Here is a 15,127-nt window from a genome sequence, read left to right on the forward strand (position 1 = left end):
GATCTTTACGTCGGGTTCGACGGGTCGGCCGAAGGGTGTGCAGGTCACGCATCGGAGTCTGGTGAATCATGTGGACTGGGCGGTGCGGGAGTTGGCGTCCTGCGGTACGGGTGGGGCGCCTGTCTTTTCGTCGGTGGCGTTCGACTTGGTGGTGCCGAATGTGTGGGCGCCGTTGGCGGCGGGTCAGCGGGTGTGGCTCTTCGGCGGTGAGCTGACCGAGCTGGGCGAGGCGTTGGCGGGGGCGGGTCCGTTCTCGTTCCTGAAGCTGACTCCCGGCCATCTTGAGGTTATTGGTGGCCAGTTGTCGGACGAGCAGATTCGTGCGTTGACGACGCGGATCGTGGTGGCGGGTGAGGCGTTGCCGGGTGCTTTGGTGGAGCGGTGGCGCCGGTTGCTCGGTGATGGTCGGTTGGTCAATGAGTACGGTCCGACCGAGGCGACCGTCGGTACGTGTGTGTTCCCGATCGAGGGCGCGTACGAGGGTGTCGTGCCGATCGGCCGGCCCCTGCCCAACATGACCATGCGCATTCTGGATGCACGTCAACTTCCGCTTCCGGTCGGTGTGGTGGGGGAGTTGTACGTCGGTGGGTCCGGCGTGGCCCGTGGCTACGCGGGTGATCCTGTGCGGACGGCTCAGCGGTTCCTGCCCGATCCGTTCGGTGGGCCGGGTGCCCGGTTGTATCGGACCGGGGATCTGGCGCGGTGGCGTGCGGATGGTGCGGTGGAGTTCCTGGGCCGGATCGACGACCAGGTGAAGGTGCGCGGTTATCGCATCGAACTCGGGGAGATCCGGGCCGCGTTGACCGCTCATTCTGCGGTGTCCGATGCGGCGGTGATCGTGACCGAGGACCAGCGTCTGGTCGCGTATGTGGTGGGCGAGATGGACGGTCTGCGCGAGGCCGTCGCGGGTGTGCTGCCCGAGTACATGGTGCCGTCCCTGTTCGTGGAGCTCGACAAGATCCCGCTGACCGCGAACGGCAAGCTCGACCGGCATGCTCTCCCCGACCCGGAGACCGACACGTCGGACTCGTACATCGCGCCGAGCAGCGAGACCGAGGAGACGATCGCCGGGGTCTGGGGGCAGGTTCTCGGCTTGGAGAGGGTCGGCGTCGAGGACAGCTTCTTCGACCTCGGAGGCCACTCCATCAAGGCGATCGCCCTGGTGGGAGCCCTGCGGGCCCAAGGTTTCGAGGCATCAGTCGGCGACGTGTTCCGGCATCGGACCGTGGCCGGACTCGCGGCCGCGCTCGGGACGCCCGCAGGCACCCTCGAAGAAGTGCCCCCTGTCGTGGCCCCCTTCTCCTTGCTCTCCGAGGCGGACCGGGCCGGCCTTCCTGAGGGACTGGCGGACGCCTTCCCGCTCGCCCAGGTGCAACTCGGCATGCTGGTCGAGATGCTGGCGGACGACGGCCTGAACAAGTACCACAACACCACGACGTTCCGGATCAGGGACGGCAGGGCCTTCGACACGAGCGCGCTCGAACTGGCCGCTCGGGCCCTGGTGGAGCGCCACGAGATGCTGCGGGCGTCCTTCGCTCTGGAGGGCTACTCGTCGCCGCTCCAGCTGATCCACCCCAGCGCGGAGATCCCGGTCACCGTGCACGATCTACGGGGCCAGGACGACGAGAGTCAACTGGCCACCCGGCGCGAGCACATCGCGTCCGAACGCGCGACCACGTTCGACCTCGAACGCCCGCCCCTGCTCAGGATCTCCGCGCTCGTGGAGTCCGACGAGGCATGGTGGCTCTCGGTCAGCGTCTGCCACCCGATCACCGAGGGGTGGAGTCACCGCTCCCTGCTCAGCGAGATCGTCGAGAGCTATCTGCGCGTGCGGGGCGGGGGGACACTGCCCAAGCCCGCGCCGCCCGCCGTCCGGTACGCGGACTTCGTCGCGGCCGAGCGCGCCTCCCTGGAGTCGGACGACGACCGGTCCTATTGGCGCGGTGTCATCGAGGGCCACGCCAAGTTCGAGCTGCCGAGCGGTTGGAGCGATGCCTCCAGGTCGGGCGGCGCGGCGCACACGGTCCGCGTACCGCTGGCGGACCTCGCGCCGTCGTTGCGTGCCGCCGCGAGCGACACCGGCACCTCTCTCAAGGCCGTGCTGCACGCGGCGCACCTGAAGGTGATGAGTCTGCTCACCCCGGAGGAGTCCTTCCACACCGGGCTCGTGTGCAGCGGACGCCCCGAGATCCTGGGTGCCGAGCGTGTCTACGGCATGTATCTCAACACCGTGCCGTTCGCGTTCCGGAGCGGTGCCCGCACCTGGCGCGCACTCGTGCGCCAGGTCTACGACCAGGAAGCCGCCCTCTGGCCCCACCGTCGCTATCCGATGCCGGTGATGCAACGCGAACTGGCCGACGGCAGCCGCCTGTTGGACGTCCGCTTCAGCTACCTCGACCTCAAGGACGCTCAGGCCGAGTCCGACATCGTCGATGCGGACTCCGGCATGGGCGAGGGCGCCACGGAGTTCGGCCTCGCCATCGCGGCCCGCGCGAGCGGACTGCTCCTCACGGCCGACCCCGGCCGGCTGGCCCCGGACGCCGTGGACCGACTCGCATCGATGTACCGCACCGTCCTGGAGGCGATGGCCCAGAACATCGACGGCGACGCGGAGTCCACCTACCTCCCCGACGGTGAGCGTGAGTCGGTGCTCTCCACCTGGAACGACACGGTGGTGCCGGTGCGTGAGGTGTCGGTGCCGGAGCTGATCGTCGAACGTGCGGCGGTGTCGCCGGACGCGGTGGCGGTGGAGGCGGGCGGTGTCCGTCTGACCTTCGGAGAGTTGCGGGAGAGGGCGGATCGTCTGGCGCATCGCCTGCGTGGTCAGGGCGTCGGTCCGGAGCAGTCCGTGGCGGTGTTGCTGGATCGTTCGGTGGATCTGGTGGTGGCGTTGCTGGGGGTGTGGCGGGCGGGGGCCGGATATGTGCCGCTGGATCCGGCGCTTCCGCAGGGTCGGATCGCCGGGATGCTGGTGGATGCGGGTGTGTCGGTGGCGGTGTCGTCGGCGGGGTATGCGGATCGGTTCGCGGTGGATGTCGTACGGGTGGATGAGGATCACCCGGAGACGTCTGGTCCGTTGCCGTCGGTTGATCTGGATGGGTTGGCGTACACGATCTTTACGTCGGGTTCGACGGGTCGGCCGAAGGGTGTGCAGGTCACGCATCGGAGTCTGGTGAATCATGTGGACTGGGCGGTGCGGGAGTTGGTGTCCTGCGGTACGGGTGGGGCGCCTGTCTTTTCGTCGGTGGCGTTCGACTTGGTGGTGCCGAATGTGTGGGCGCCGTTGGCGGCGGGTCAGCGGGTGTGGCTCTTCGGCGGTGAGCTGACCGAGCTGGGCGAGTCGTTGGCGGGGGCGGGTCCGTTCTCGTTCCTGAAGCTGACTCCCGGCCATCTTGAGGTTATTGGTGGCCAGTTGTCGGACGAGCAGATCCGTGCGTTGACGACGCGGATCGTGGTGGCGGGTGAGGCGTTGCCGGGTGCGCTGGTAGAGCGTTGGCGCCGGTTGCTCGGTGATGGTCGGTTGGTCAATGAGTATGGTCCGACCGAGGCGACCGTCGGCACGTGTGTCTTCCCGATCGAGAGCTCGTACGAGGGTGTCGTCCCCATCGGCCGGCCCCTGCCCAACATGACGATGCGGGTGCTCAACGCGCGACAGCAGCCCGTTCCGGTCGGTGTGGTGGGGGAGTTGTACGTCGGCGGCTCCGGCGTGGCCCGCGGCTACACCGGTGATCCTGTGCGGACGGCTCAGCGGTTCCTGCCCGACCCCTACGGGGAGGCCGGCGCCCGATTCTATCGGACCGGGGATCTGGCGCGGTGGCGTGCGGATGGTGCGGTGGAGTTCCTGGGCCGGATCGACGACCAGGTGAAGGTGCGCGGTTATCGCATCGAACTCGGGGAGATCCGGGCCGCGTTGACCGCTCACCCGGCGGTGTCCGACGCGGCCGTGATCGTGACCGAGGACCAGCGTCTGGTCGCCTATGTCGTCGGGGGTGACCCGGAGGACCTGGGGGAGTGGCTGGGCGGCACGCTCCCGGAGTACATGGTCCCGTCCGCGTTCGTGCTGCTGGACCGGATTCCGCTGACGGCCAACGGCAAGCTCGACCGGCGCGCTCTCCCCGACCCGGAGGCCATCGCCACGGACACGTACATCGCGCCGCGCAGCGAGACCGAGGAGACGATCGCCGACGTCTGGGGGCGGGTTCTGGGCCTGGACAAGGTCGGCGTCGAGGACAGCTTCTTCGACCTCGGAGGCCACTCCATCAAGGCGATCGCCCTGGTGGGCGCCCTGCGCGCCGAGGGCTTCGAGGCGGCGGTCAGCGATGTGTTCCGGCATCGGACCGTGGCCGGACTCGCGGCGGCGCTCGGCGCGCCGGCCGGCACGCCGGGAGAGGCGCCCTCCGCCGTGGAGCCCTTCGCCCTGATCCCCGCTCGGGTGCGGGACGCGCTGCCCGAGGACGTCGTCGACGCCTACCCGCTCTCGCAGGTGCAGCTCGGGATGGTGCTCGAAATGCTCGCCGACGACGGCCTGAACAAGTACCACAACAGTTCGACCTTCCGGATCAAGGACGGGCGGCCCTTCGACCTGGACGCGCTCGCGCGTGCCGCGCGTACGGTCGTCGGGCGGCACGAGATGCTGCGGACCTCCATCGAGTTGGAGGACTTCGAGCTGCCGCTGCAACTGGTCCACGCGGCGGCCGAGGCGCCCGTGGTCGTACGTGATCTGCGGGGCGGGACGGCCGAGGGGTTCGAGGAGGCGCGCCGCCGGCACATCGCCCAGGAGCGCGGTGACCTGTTCGATCTCAAGAGGGCGCCGCTGCTGAGGATTTCCGCGCTCGTCGAGTCGGACGAGGCCTGGCACCTCGGATTCACCCACTGCCACGCCATCACGGAGGGCTGGAGCCAGCAGTCCCTTCTGATGGAAGTGCTCGGCCTCTACCACGCCTACGGGAAGGGAGAAGAGCCCACGGAGCCGGAGCCCGTGGCCGTGCGGTACGCCGACTTCATCGCGGCCGAACTCGCCTCCCTCGACTCCGGGGCGGACCGCGCGTACTGGCAGCGGATCGTCGACGAGCACCATCCGTGGAGCCTGCCGGCCGATTGGGGCGACGAACCCGGCACGCCGCGTGAGGACTTCAAGCTGTCGGTGGAGTTCCGCGACATCGAACCCGGGCTGCGGGCGCTGGCGGCCGAGACGGGGACCTCCTTCAAGGCCGTGCTGCTGGCCGCGCATCTGAAGGTTCTCAGCACCCTCACCCATGAAGAGGCCTTCCAGACAGGTGTGTTGTACAGCGCGCGGCCCGAGGTGCCGGGCGTGGAGCGGGTGTACGGCATGTACCTCAACACGCTGCCGTTCGCCCACCGGCGGGGCGCCCGCACCTGGGGCGAGCTCGTCCGCCAGGTGTTCGACCGCGAGGCCGAGGTGTACGAACGCCGGCGGCATCCGCTGCCTGCCGTTCAGCGACTCGCGGGCGGCCGACGGCTGTTCGACGTCATGTTCCGCTATCAGGACTTCCACCAGGTCGACACCGGAACGGTCGACGTGCGGGCGGGCGCCGGAGACAGCTCGAACGAGTTCACGCTCTCCCTCGCCAATGTGCCGGGGCGGCTCGTCCTGCGGGCGATCAGCACCGGGCTGAACCGGTCCAACGCCGAGCGCCTCGCCGGAATGTACCGGGCCGTGCTCGAAGCCATGGCCGTGGGCCAGGGCGGCGACGCTCAGGCGACGGTCGTCCCGGAGGCGGAGCGCACGCAGATCCTTGAGGACTGGAACGACACCGAGGTGGAGTGGGAATGAGTAATCCCCGACAAGGACCACGCCGCGTGCACCAGGTGTTCGCGGACACCGCCGCCGACCGCCCGGACACCGTGGCTGTCGAGGCGGTGGACGGAACCCTGACGTACGGCGAACTGGACCGGCAGGCCAACCGTGTCGCCCACCGGCTGCGGGCGGCGGGCGTCGGACCCGAGTCCGTGGTGGGCGTGCTGCTGCGCCGCCGCCGGGGCCTGCTGCCCGTGCTCCTCGGCATCTGGAAGGCGGGCGGCTCCCACCTCCCGCTGGACCCGGCACTCCCGCGCGAACGCCTCGCCTACATGCTCGGCGCGGCGGGGGCCCGGCTCGTGGTGACCGAGACGGACCTGGCGGAGCGCCTGGCGGCCTGCCCCGACGAGCCGCGACCCGACTCATCCCGCCCCGACGCCCAGCGCCCCGACGCCCCGCGTGCGGATCACCCACGTTCCATCGAGCCGGGGTCCGTTGAGCCGGGTCACGTCGGGCCGGGTTCCGGCGGGCCGGGGCCGGACGTCTCCGGCCGCTTCGACGGCGTACTCCTGGATCTGGACCAGGAACAGGAGGCGATCGCCGGACAGCCGGACACGGCACCCGAGTCGGACACCTGGGCGTCCGACGGACCGCCGGACAGCCTGCAACACAGCCTCGCCTACACGCTCTTCACCTCCGGCTCGACCGGACGCCCCAAAGGCGTGCAGATCGCCCACCGTTCGCTCCTGAATCTCCTCTTCTCGATGCGGGAGCGCTTCCGGTCCGGCCCCGATCACAGCTGGCTGGCGGCGACTTCGCTGTCGTTCGACATCTCCGCGGCCGAGCTGTACCTGCCGCTGATCACCGGTGGCAGGATCGTGCTCGCCGGCGACGAGCAGACGGGCGACTCCGGGGCGCTGCTGGAGCTGATCGACGGCCGGGGTGTCACCCATGTGCAGGCCACCCCCGCGGGCTGGAAGCTGCTGCGGGCCGCCGGGTTCGAGCACCGGAACGTCACCGCCATCACCACGGGGGAGGCCTGTCCGCCGCTCCTGGCACGGGAGTTGCACGGGCACGTGGAACGGCTCGTCGACCTGTACGGGCCGACCGAGACGACCATCTGGGCCACCGGATGGGAGGTCGAGGCCGGAGCGGCCACGGTGCCGATCGGCCGCCCGATCCACAACATGCGGGCCTACGTGCTCGACAGGGCGCTCCAGCCCGTCCCGGTGGGCGTGGTCGGCGAACTGTATGTGGGCGGCACTGGTGTGGCCCGCGGCTATGTGGGCCGGCCCGCCCTGACCGCCGAGCGGTTTCTGCCCGAGCCGTTCGGCGGGGCGCCGGGCTCGCGCATGTACCGGACCGGTGACCTGGCGCGCTATCGCGCGGACGGCGAACTGGAGTACCTGGGCCGCGAGGACCACCAGGTGAAGATCCGCGGCTACCGCATCGAACTCGGCGAGATCGAGGAGCGGTTGCTGCGTCGGGACGGTGTGCGGGACGCCGTCGTCGTGGTCCGTGAGGACCCGGGCGGGGAGAAGTGGCTGGCGGCGTACGTCGCCGTCGACCCCGCCTCGGCCACGGACCAGGAGACGCTGCGCGCCGGCCTGACGGCGGAAATCCCCTCGTACATGGTGCCCGCGGCGTTCGTCCTGCTCGACGAGCTCCCGCTGAACGCGGCCGGCAAGGTCGACCGCAAGGCGCTCCCGGCCCCCGGCCGTTCGGCGCTGGTCGCCGACGGGGCGTACGTCGCGCCGCGCACCCCGACGGAACAGCGCATGGCGGACGTCTGCGCCGAGGTACTGGGCGTCCCGGACGTGGGTGTTCGCGACCGGCTGGCCGATCTCGGGGCCGATTCCATGCGGATCGTCCATGTTCTCGCGGCAGCCCGCCGCGCAGGCCTCGCCCTTACCCTGCGCATGCTCCTCGACAACGGAACGATCGAGGACCTCGCGACGGCCCTCGAAGCGACGAGAACGACTGAGGGAGAGACACGGGCCATGACGACCGGCGCCGGCAGTGGTCCCTCCTCCGCCGAGATCGAGCGGGTCATGGCACAGCACCGGATCCCGGGCGCCGCCGTCGCCCTGCTGCGCGACGGCGAACCCGTCGGCGTGCACGCCCACGGAGTCCGCTCGACCGAGACGGGCGCGCCGGTCACCCTGCGCACCCGCTTCCAGGCCGGTTCCATCAGCAAGCACATCTCGGCCTACGCCGCGCTGCGCCTCGTCGACCGTGGCGCGGTCGACCTCGACGGGGACCTGGACGGCGTCCTCATCAGCCGTACGCTGCCGAAGGCGCCCGGCGGGCGGCCCGTGACGCTGCGCCAGTGTCTGTCCAACACCTCGGGTCTCGCGGGCACTCTGACCACCTGGTGGCGTCCCGACGAGGTGATGCCTGACCTCTCCGGCATCCTGGACCAGGTCCGGGCGGAGCACGAGCCCGGCTCCCTGTTCCGCAAGGACGGTGCCCAGTGGGCGGTGGTCGAGCAGGTCGTGGCCGATGTCACGGGCCAGGACTTCGACAAGGCCGTCCAGGAGTTGGTCTTCGAGCCGCTGGGCATGCGGGACAGCGCCTTCGGTGCACCCGGCGGGGCGGACGCGGCGACGGGACACGACCAGCACGGGCGTGAACTCGACGGCGGCCACCGGGTGCGCCCGGTGCGGGCGGGCAGCGGTCTGTGGTCCACCCCCGCCGACCTGGCCGTCTTCGCGGGGGCCCTGCGGCGCGCGCACCGAGGCCTGTGCGACCTGTTGTCCGCACGCCTCGCGGGCGCCATGCTCACCGAGGCCTTTCCCGGCAGCTTCTACGGATTGGGCACCGTGATCGACGGCACGCAGGGTGAGCCCGAGTTCGGCCACGGCGGCCAGACCGCCGGATTCCGCGCGCTCTCCTCGGTGCGGCTGCGGTCCGGCACCGGCCTTGTCGTGATGACGAACTCGGACAACGGCAAGGAGGCCCACCGGGCCGTCGCCGCCGCTCTCGGAAGGATCATCTCCGCCTAGCGCAAGGCGCCGCCAAGCCAAAGAAGGCGACGGATAACGCAGGAATAACGGTCCTCCATAGCTTCTCCACCGAGTCAAGTTCCGCACATGTCGAACGGGGGGTGCCGAATGGACTTCCAGGTCCTCGGCCCGGTGGAAGCCCGCAAGGGTGGCGTAAGAATCGCACTGTCCGGATCCAAGGTGCACACGGTCCTCGCGAGCCTGCTGCTCGCCCGGGGACGCGTCGTCTCCGACGATCGCCTGAGCTCCATGCTGTGGGGGTGGGAGCCGCCCGCCACGGCAGGAGCGCAGATCTACACCTATATGTCGCGCCTGCGCAAACTGCTCGGCGCCGACGTCGAGATCGACCGGCGCCCGCCGGGTTACGTCCTGCGGGCGCCGCACAGCACGATCGACCTCCTGGAGTTCGAGCAGCTCGACCGGGAGGGACGCACGGCTCTCGGCCGCGGCCGCCATCGGGAGGCCAGCACCCTGCTGAGCCGGGCACTCGGCCTGTGGCGCGGCGCCGCGCTCGGCAATGTGACGGAGTACTTGGCGGGCGCCGAACTGGCCCGCCTCGAAGAACTGCGTCTGCACGCCCTGGAGAGCCGCGTCGAAGCCGACCTGGAGCTCGGTCGGCACGAGCAGCTCACCGCCGAACTCGCCGGCCTGGTCGCCGAGTTCCCGCTACGCGAGAAGCTGCGCGCCCAGCTGATGACGGCCTTCTTCCGCTGCGGCCAGCAGGCCGACGCGCTGCACACGTACCACGAGGGCCGCAAGGTGCTGGACGAGCAGCTGGGCATCGAGCCCGGTGAGGCCCTCGGCGCCACCTATCAGGCCGTCCTCGTCGGCAGCCTCGGTTCCAGGAGCCGGAGCGTCACCCCGCTCCGGACGGCCGTCTCCACCGCGTACGCCGACGGGGACAGCGGTGACCCCTACGGGACGAGCCCGGCCACCCTTCCGCCGGACATCGAGGACTTCATCGGGCGCCAGGATGAACTGGCCGCTCTGTGCGGGCAGTTGGCAGAGTCGCGCAAGGGCGACGGACCGCGCGCCCTGTTGGTGACCGGTATGGCCGGCGTCGGCAAGACGGCGCTCGCGGTACGGGCCGCGCATCGCAGCGCCGGACACTTCCCCGACGGCCAGCTCTTCGCCGAACTCGCCCACCCCGGCGGCCGTCCCAAGCGGTTGGAGGAGGTCCTGACGGTCCTCCTCAACGCTCTCGGGGCGCCGGTGGAGGGCACGGGGCGCGGCGCCGGGATCGACGAACTGATCCGCCGCTACCGGACCCGTACGGCGGGCAGGAGCCTGCTCGTGGTCCTCGACGGCGCCGTGGACAGCCGGGAGCTGGACCTGCTGCTGCCGGGGTCGGCCGCGGCCGCCGTCCTCATCACGGGGCGGGCGAGGCTGACCAGAGTGACCCAGGCGAGGACCACCGTCCTCACGCCCTTCGGGCGGGACACCTCGTACGAGCTGCTGGCGGCCGGTGTCGGCCGGCGAAGGCTGCTCGCCGAACCCGAGGCCACGAACGCGGTTCTCGCCTCCTGCGCGGGGCTGCCGCTCGCGGTGCGCATCGCGGGCAGCCGGCTGGCCGCCAGGTCGCACTGGCCGGTCTCCTGGCTGGCGTCGCGGCTCGCGGAGCCCGAGCATCGGCTGCGCGAACTCTCGTACGGGGGGCTGGAGTTACGCCGCTCGCTGCTTCCCTCCTTGCGGCAGCTGCCCGGACCGGCCGGGCGCACGCTCGTCCGCCTCGCGGGGATCGGCACCGAGCCCTTCCCCGCCCAGCGGGCCGCCCGGCATCTGGCCGAGCCGGAGTCCGCGGCCGAGGAGAGTCTGGAACATCTGGTGGACGCCGCGCTGCTCGACATCTGCGGAGTCGACCGTCTGGGCCGGCCGCTGTACCGCTTCCACGAGCTGGTCCTGCTCTTCGCGGAGTCTCTTGCGAGTGCACATCGCGAACGGGAGAGGTCCGCCGCGGCGAGCTGATGACAGCGTTGCCCACGGTGCGAGATACGGCCTGAACCGGGCCGACACGGGTCCGGCTCCGCGGATGCGGGGCCGGACCGGTCTGTCGACGGTGGCTGCTCAGTGCCAGTCCTCTTCGTCGAGGCCGACGACCGTCGAACTGGCCGGACCGGCGGCTGTCGTGGGGGCACCGGCGAGGGGTCCCGCCGCGCCGAGCGCGCCGAGCGCGATGATCCATAACGTGACTATCCGCCTCGCGGCCGTGCTCCAGTGGTGCTGCATGGCGACTCTCCGTTCGTCGGCGGTTGCGGGTGCGCCGGGTGACGGTGCTCGGCACCGGTGCCCTCGTTCGCGATCGAAACTACGGACGCCGGGCTTCGGCCCCCTATCGATCCGCTTTCGTCCCGCACCTCACCGACCCCCGGTGCACCGGAAACCACCACGACCGTCCTCCGATTCGGCACCACCTCCCGACCTCCCGGCCCACCGACCGGTCGGCCCGCCAGCTCGCGCAGGGCCACGCCCGGATCCCGTTCCAGGCGCGCGCACCGACGGTCCCGCTCGTGCCGTACCGGACGGGCGAGGGGGCAGGCCGGGGGCTGCTCCGGGGAGCGTGGCGGACGTCGGTCAGGGGCCCGCTTCGGGGCGTACCGCGACTCAGTGCCGGCGGGTCGGCGTCGTGGCCGCGGCGCGTGTCGCGCCTCCGCGGTTCTGGGAGTCGCCCGACGACGCCCGCGCCGGCGGCTGCGAAGGAGCGCTCTCCGGACGCAGTGCGTCGAGGGCACCGTCGACCCGTTCCAGCCAGGACTTCACATCGATCCGGGCGAAGCAGTCCCGGGCTTCCGTCAGATGGCGCAGGGCGCGGGCCCGGTGACCGCACTTGGCGCAGGCCTCGCCCAGGACCAGCTTGATCCTCCCCTCCACCAGCGGATTGCTGACCTGCTCCGCCGCGTCGAGGGCCTGCGTCAGCGTCATCCGGGCCTGCTCCCAGCGGCCCGCCCCGAGCCGGACCTCGCCGAGCGCGAGGAGCCCGTGCGCGAGCCCCAGCGTGTCGGAGTTGTCCTGCACGATCCGTACCATGCGCAACAGGGCCTCCTCGGCCCGGACGAAGCGCCCCTGGGCGAGCAGCACCCGGCCCAGCCGGTGGGTGGCGAGCGCCAGGCTGCGTGAGCCGCCCTCCCCGATGGCCTCGGCGACCCGGACGGACTCCCGGGCCAGCTCGGCCGCACGGTCGACGGAGCCGCGGTCGAGCTCGATCTGCGCCATGTTGTTGAGCACGTGGGCCTCCGAGGAGAGGTCGCCCACCGCGCGGAACACATCTAGGGCCTCCGTGCTGCGGCTCATCGCTCTCGTCAGTTCGCCGCGCATCTCGTCGATCATCGCCATGCTGCGCAGCACCAGCGCACGGCCGTGCCGTTCCCCGGCCCGGGTGTGCAGGGCCAGCGCGGCGGCGAAGTTCTCGTCGGCCTCCGGGAAACGCCGCAGCCGCATCTCCAGGGCGCCCAGGATGTGCAGCATCGCGCCCTGTCCCCGGACGTTCCCGGCGGCCCGCGTGGCGGCCAGGGCGTTCTCCGCGCAGGCGCGCCAGTCGTCGGTGTGGTCCCGGGTCTCGAAGAGCACCACCGTGGACATGGCGAGATCCCAGGCCAGTTCGTCCAGGCCCAGTTCCGCCGCCTGTTCCACCACGGCGGACAGGGTGAGGCGTTCCGCCTCCAGCCACCGCAGGGGCCGGTTCGCGAGATCGGCGGCCACGTCCGCGGGCAGCGGACGGCGTACGGCGGTGCCGTGGATGATGCTGAAGTCACCGCCGTAGAAGCGCCGGTGGGCCTGGTCGGCCAGGGACAGCGCACCGCTGAAGACCCGCTCCCGCGCGGCCTGCCGCCGCGGCTCGGACTCCTCGTCGTGGGCACGCTCGTGGGCGTACAGCCTGAGCAGGTTCTGGAAGCGGTAGCGCGGCCGGCCCGTCGCGTCGGTGCCGACGACGTCCAGGAACTGCGCGTCGACCAGCTGCTCCAGGAGACGTTCCGCCGTCGCGGAGTCCGTGTCGAGGGCCGCGGCGCCGAGCCACGGAGCGAAGTCGGGGATCTTCAGCAGGCCGAGCAGCCGGTAGAGCCGGGCGGCCTCTTCGCTCAGGCAGCGATAGCTCAGCGCGAAACCCGCTCTGACCTGCGATTCGCCTTCGCTCAGCTCGTCCAGCCTGCGCCGCTCGTCACTGAGCAGCGCGACGAGCCGTGCCACGGTCCAGTGCGGTTTGGCGGCGAGCCGGGCTCCGGCGATCCTCAGGGCGAGCGGCAGCCGGTCGCAGAGCTCGGCGACCCGGGCGACGGACGCGGGGTCGTCCGCGACACGCCGTTCGCCGACGATCCGCCCGAGCAGTTCGACCGCCTCGGGTGCGGTCAGGCGGCCCAGCTGCACCCGGCAACGCGGTGGCCAGGCCACGAGCTCGGCGAGCTGCTCCCGGCTGGTGATCAGCACGCAGCAGCCGGGGCTGCTGGGCAGCAGCGGCACGATGTGCGGGTAGGAGTGCACATTGTCGAGAACCACGAGGACCCGCCGCTCGGCCAGGATGCTTCGGTACAGCGCGGCCCGCTCCTCGAGACCGACGGGTATGCGGTCGGCGGGCGCGCCGAGCGCGCGCAGGAACCGGCCGAGAATCTCACCGACCGGGGTCGGTTCGTGGTTCTCGTCGTAGCCGCGCAGATCGGCGAAGAGGTGGCCGTCGGGGAAGTGCACGGCGACGCTGTGCGCCCAGTGCACGGCCAGGCAGGTCTTGCCCAGACCGCCGACTCCGGTGATGAGACCGGCCGTCGGCCCCCGTACTTCCTCCGTGCGTTCCAGCAGAGCGTCCAGCAGGGTCATTTCCTCCGTGCGACCGGTGAACCCCGCGACCTCCGGCGGTAGTTCGAACGGCTTGGCCGCCGGGTCGCGTGGCCGCTCCTGCTCCGGGGCCGCCCGCTCCCGGTCGCGCGCGGCGGGCACGAGGTCGTCGTGCAGGATCGCGTCGTGCAACTCGCGTAGAGCCGGGCCGGGTTCGAGCCCGAGTTCGCTGACGAACAGCCGCCGCCCCGATCGGAACGTCTCCAGCGCCTCGGCACGACGGCCGGAACGGTACTGCGCGGTGATCAGGTGGTGCCGGGTGCGCTCCCGCATGGGGTGCGCGCGGACCGTGGCGGCCAGTTCCGGAATGACTCTCTGGTGATGGCCGAGTTCCAGCTCGACGGCGATCGCGTCGTCGTAGGTGTTGAGACGCAGCTCCTCCAGCCGCCGAGCCTCGTCCTCCACCGCCGCTCCGGTCACCCCCGCGAGCGCGGGGCCGTGCCACAGACGCAGTGCGTCGGAGTAGTGCCGGGCGGCGTCGGCGAGCCGCTTCTCCTGGACGGCGTGTTCGGCCCGGGAGACGAGTGCCGAGAATTCGAGGTTGTCGAGCTGATGACCGCCGACGCGGAGCAGATATCCCGGATGCGCGGTGATGATGACTTCCCCGGTGATTCCAGCTTTCCTGATTGATTTGCGCAAGGCGGCTATGCAAATCGAAACCTGGGTGCGCGCCGTTGCGGGCGGTTGGTCTCCCCAGACCGCGTCGACCAGTTTGTCTACCGATACGGTCCTCTCCGGACTGAGCAACAAGAGTGCCAGAATGGTGCGATGGCGCGGCCCGCCCACCTTCACCTGTACATCGTGTGCGAGTACGCCCAACGGACCGAGAATCTTGAAGCGCAACGGCTTCTCCACTTGCCCTCCCCTGCTCCGAAGTCCCTGCCGAAGCTCGTGGGTGCCCCGTGACGGGCCATGGTTGATCCATTCTATGCACCCGGGGATGTGGAATTGTTAATTCCAGAGGAAGGGCCGGATTTGATTGTTTCTGAATACGCGCCAGTAGAGTTGATGTTGAGTAAAGGATTCTGTTTGCGGATCAATAATCCGGGCGAAAGTCATTTCCTGAACAAGTCTCAGCTTCCCCCGGCGGAGTTCGGTCTATCGGCTGCGCTTCTTGGCCGTGCCCTTCAGGGCCGGTGGCGCAAGGGGTGATCGGCCGGGATCTCGACAAGCACGATTTCGGTTCCGTCCGGGTCCGCGATCCACATCTCGATCAGCCCCCACGGCTCCCGCACCGGCCCACGCACGACCTCGACACCGGCGGCCGTCAGCTCCTCGTGGGCCGCCGCCAGATCCGCTACCTGGAGCCACAGCTTCAGCGCGGGGGAGGGCGGCGTCTCGGACCGACCGGCCACTTCCAGGAAACCGCCGCCGAGGAAGTACACGGTCCCGCGCTCGGGCCCCGTACCGAACTCGCGGTAGATGTCCAGGCCGAGCTGCCCACCGTAGAAGGCACGCGAGCGCTCCGGGTCGGTCGGACGCAGAAGGGTCCGGCTGCTCAGTACATGCACCATGCACCCGGAGCCTAGAGGAGGGTTACGCT

6 protein-coding genes are annotated in these 15,127 nt (G+C 70.6%); 3 read left to right on the forward strand and 3 right to left on the reverse strand.

Annotated elements, in window-relative coordinates; translation table 11 throughout:
* The first annotated feature begins 1 nt into the window (after position 1).
* The 3 genes from ACFWBT_RS02840 to ACFWBT_RS02850 all read left to right on the forward strand — a co-directional run bounded on the left by ACFWBT_RS02840 (position 2) and on the right by ACFWBT_RS02850 (position 10,728).
* On the forward strand, positions 2 to 5,794 hold the full coding sequence (locus tag ACFWBT_RS02840; protein ID WP_385695015.1) for an amino acid adenylation domain-containing protein: 5,793 nt from the start codon (positions 2 to 4) through the stop codon (positions 5,792 to 5,794).
* Positions 5,795 to 5,820: 26 nt separating this feature from the next.
* Positions 5,821 to 8,763: an amino acid adenylation domain-containing protein gene (locus ACFWBT_RS02845; protein WP_385695018.1), complete on the forward strand. Its 2,943-nt coding sequence runs from the start codon at positions 5,821 to 5,823 to the stop codon at positions 8,761 to 8,763.
* Between the two features lie 108 nt (positions 8,764 to 8,871).
* Positions 8,872 to 10,728, forward strand: a complete 1,857-nt coding sequence (locus ACFWBT_RS02850; RefSeq protein WP_385695020.1) for a BTAD domain-containing putative transcriptional regulator — start codon at positions 8,872 to 8,874, stop codon at positions 10,726 to 10,728.
* A 99-nt stretch (positions 10,729 to 10,827) separates the two neighbouring features.
* On the opposite strand, the gene ACFWBT_RS02855 is transcribed toward ACFWBT_RS02850, so the two are convergent.
* The 3 genes from ACFWBT_RS02855 to ACFWBT_RS02865 form a co-directional block, all read right to left on the reverse strand.
* Positions 10,828 to 10,989 (reverse strand): hypothetical protein, encoded by a 162-nt coding sequence (locus ACFWBT_RS02855; protein ID WP_385695023.1) that lies wholly within the window; start codon positions 10,987 to 10,989, stop codon positions 10,828 to 10,830.
* Between the two features lie 375 nt (positions 10,990 to 11,364).
* Positions 11,365 to 14,439: a BTAD domain-containing putative transcriptional regulator gene (locus ACFWBT_RS02860; RefSeq protein ID WP_385695026.1), complete on the reverse strand. Its 3,075-nt coding sequence runs from the start codon at positions 14,437 to 14,439 to the stop codon at positions 11,365 to 11,367.
* Between the two features lie 272 nt (positions 14,440 to 14,711).
* A complete protein-coding gene (locus ACFWBT_RS02865; RefSeq protein ID WP_385695030.1) occupies positions 14,712 to 15,098 on the reverse strand; it encodes a VOC family protein in 387 nt (128 codons plus the stop codon).
* Between the last annotated feature and the right edge of the window lie 29 nt (positions 15,099 to 15,127).

The sequence above is a fragment of the Streptomyces sp. NPDC060027 genome (genome assembly GCF_042737005.1).
Classification (GTDB): domain Bacteria; phylum Actinomycetota; class Actinomycetes; order Streptomycetales; family Streptomycetaceae; genus Streptomyces.

Coding starts and splice junctions, on each gene's coding strand:
- ACFWBT_RS02850 (WP_385695020.1), top strand. CDS start 8,872: ATGGACTTCCAGGTCCTCGGCCCGGTGGAAGCCCGCAAGGGTGGCGTA.
- ACFWBT_RS02855 (WP_385695023.1), bottom strand. CDS start 10,989: ATGCAGCACCACTGGAGCACGGCCGCGAGGCGGATAGTCACGTTATGG.
- ACFWBT_RS02865 (WP_385695030.1), bottom strand. CDS start 15,098: ATGGTGCATGTACTGAGCAGCCGGACCCTTCTGCGTCCGACCGACCCG.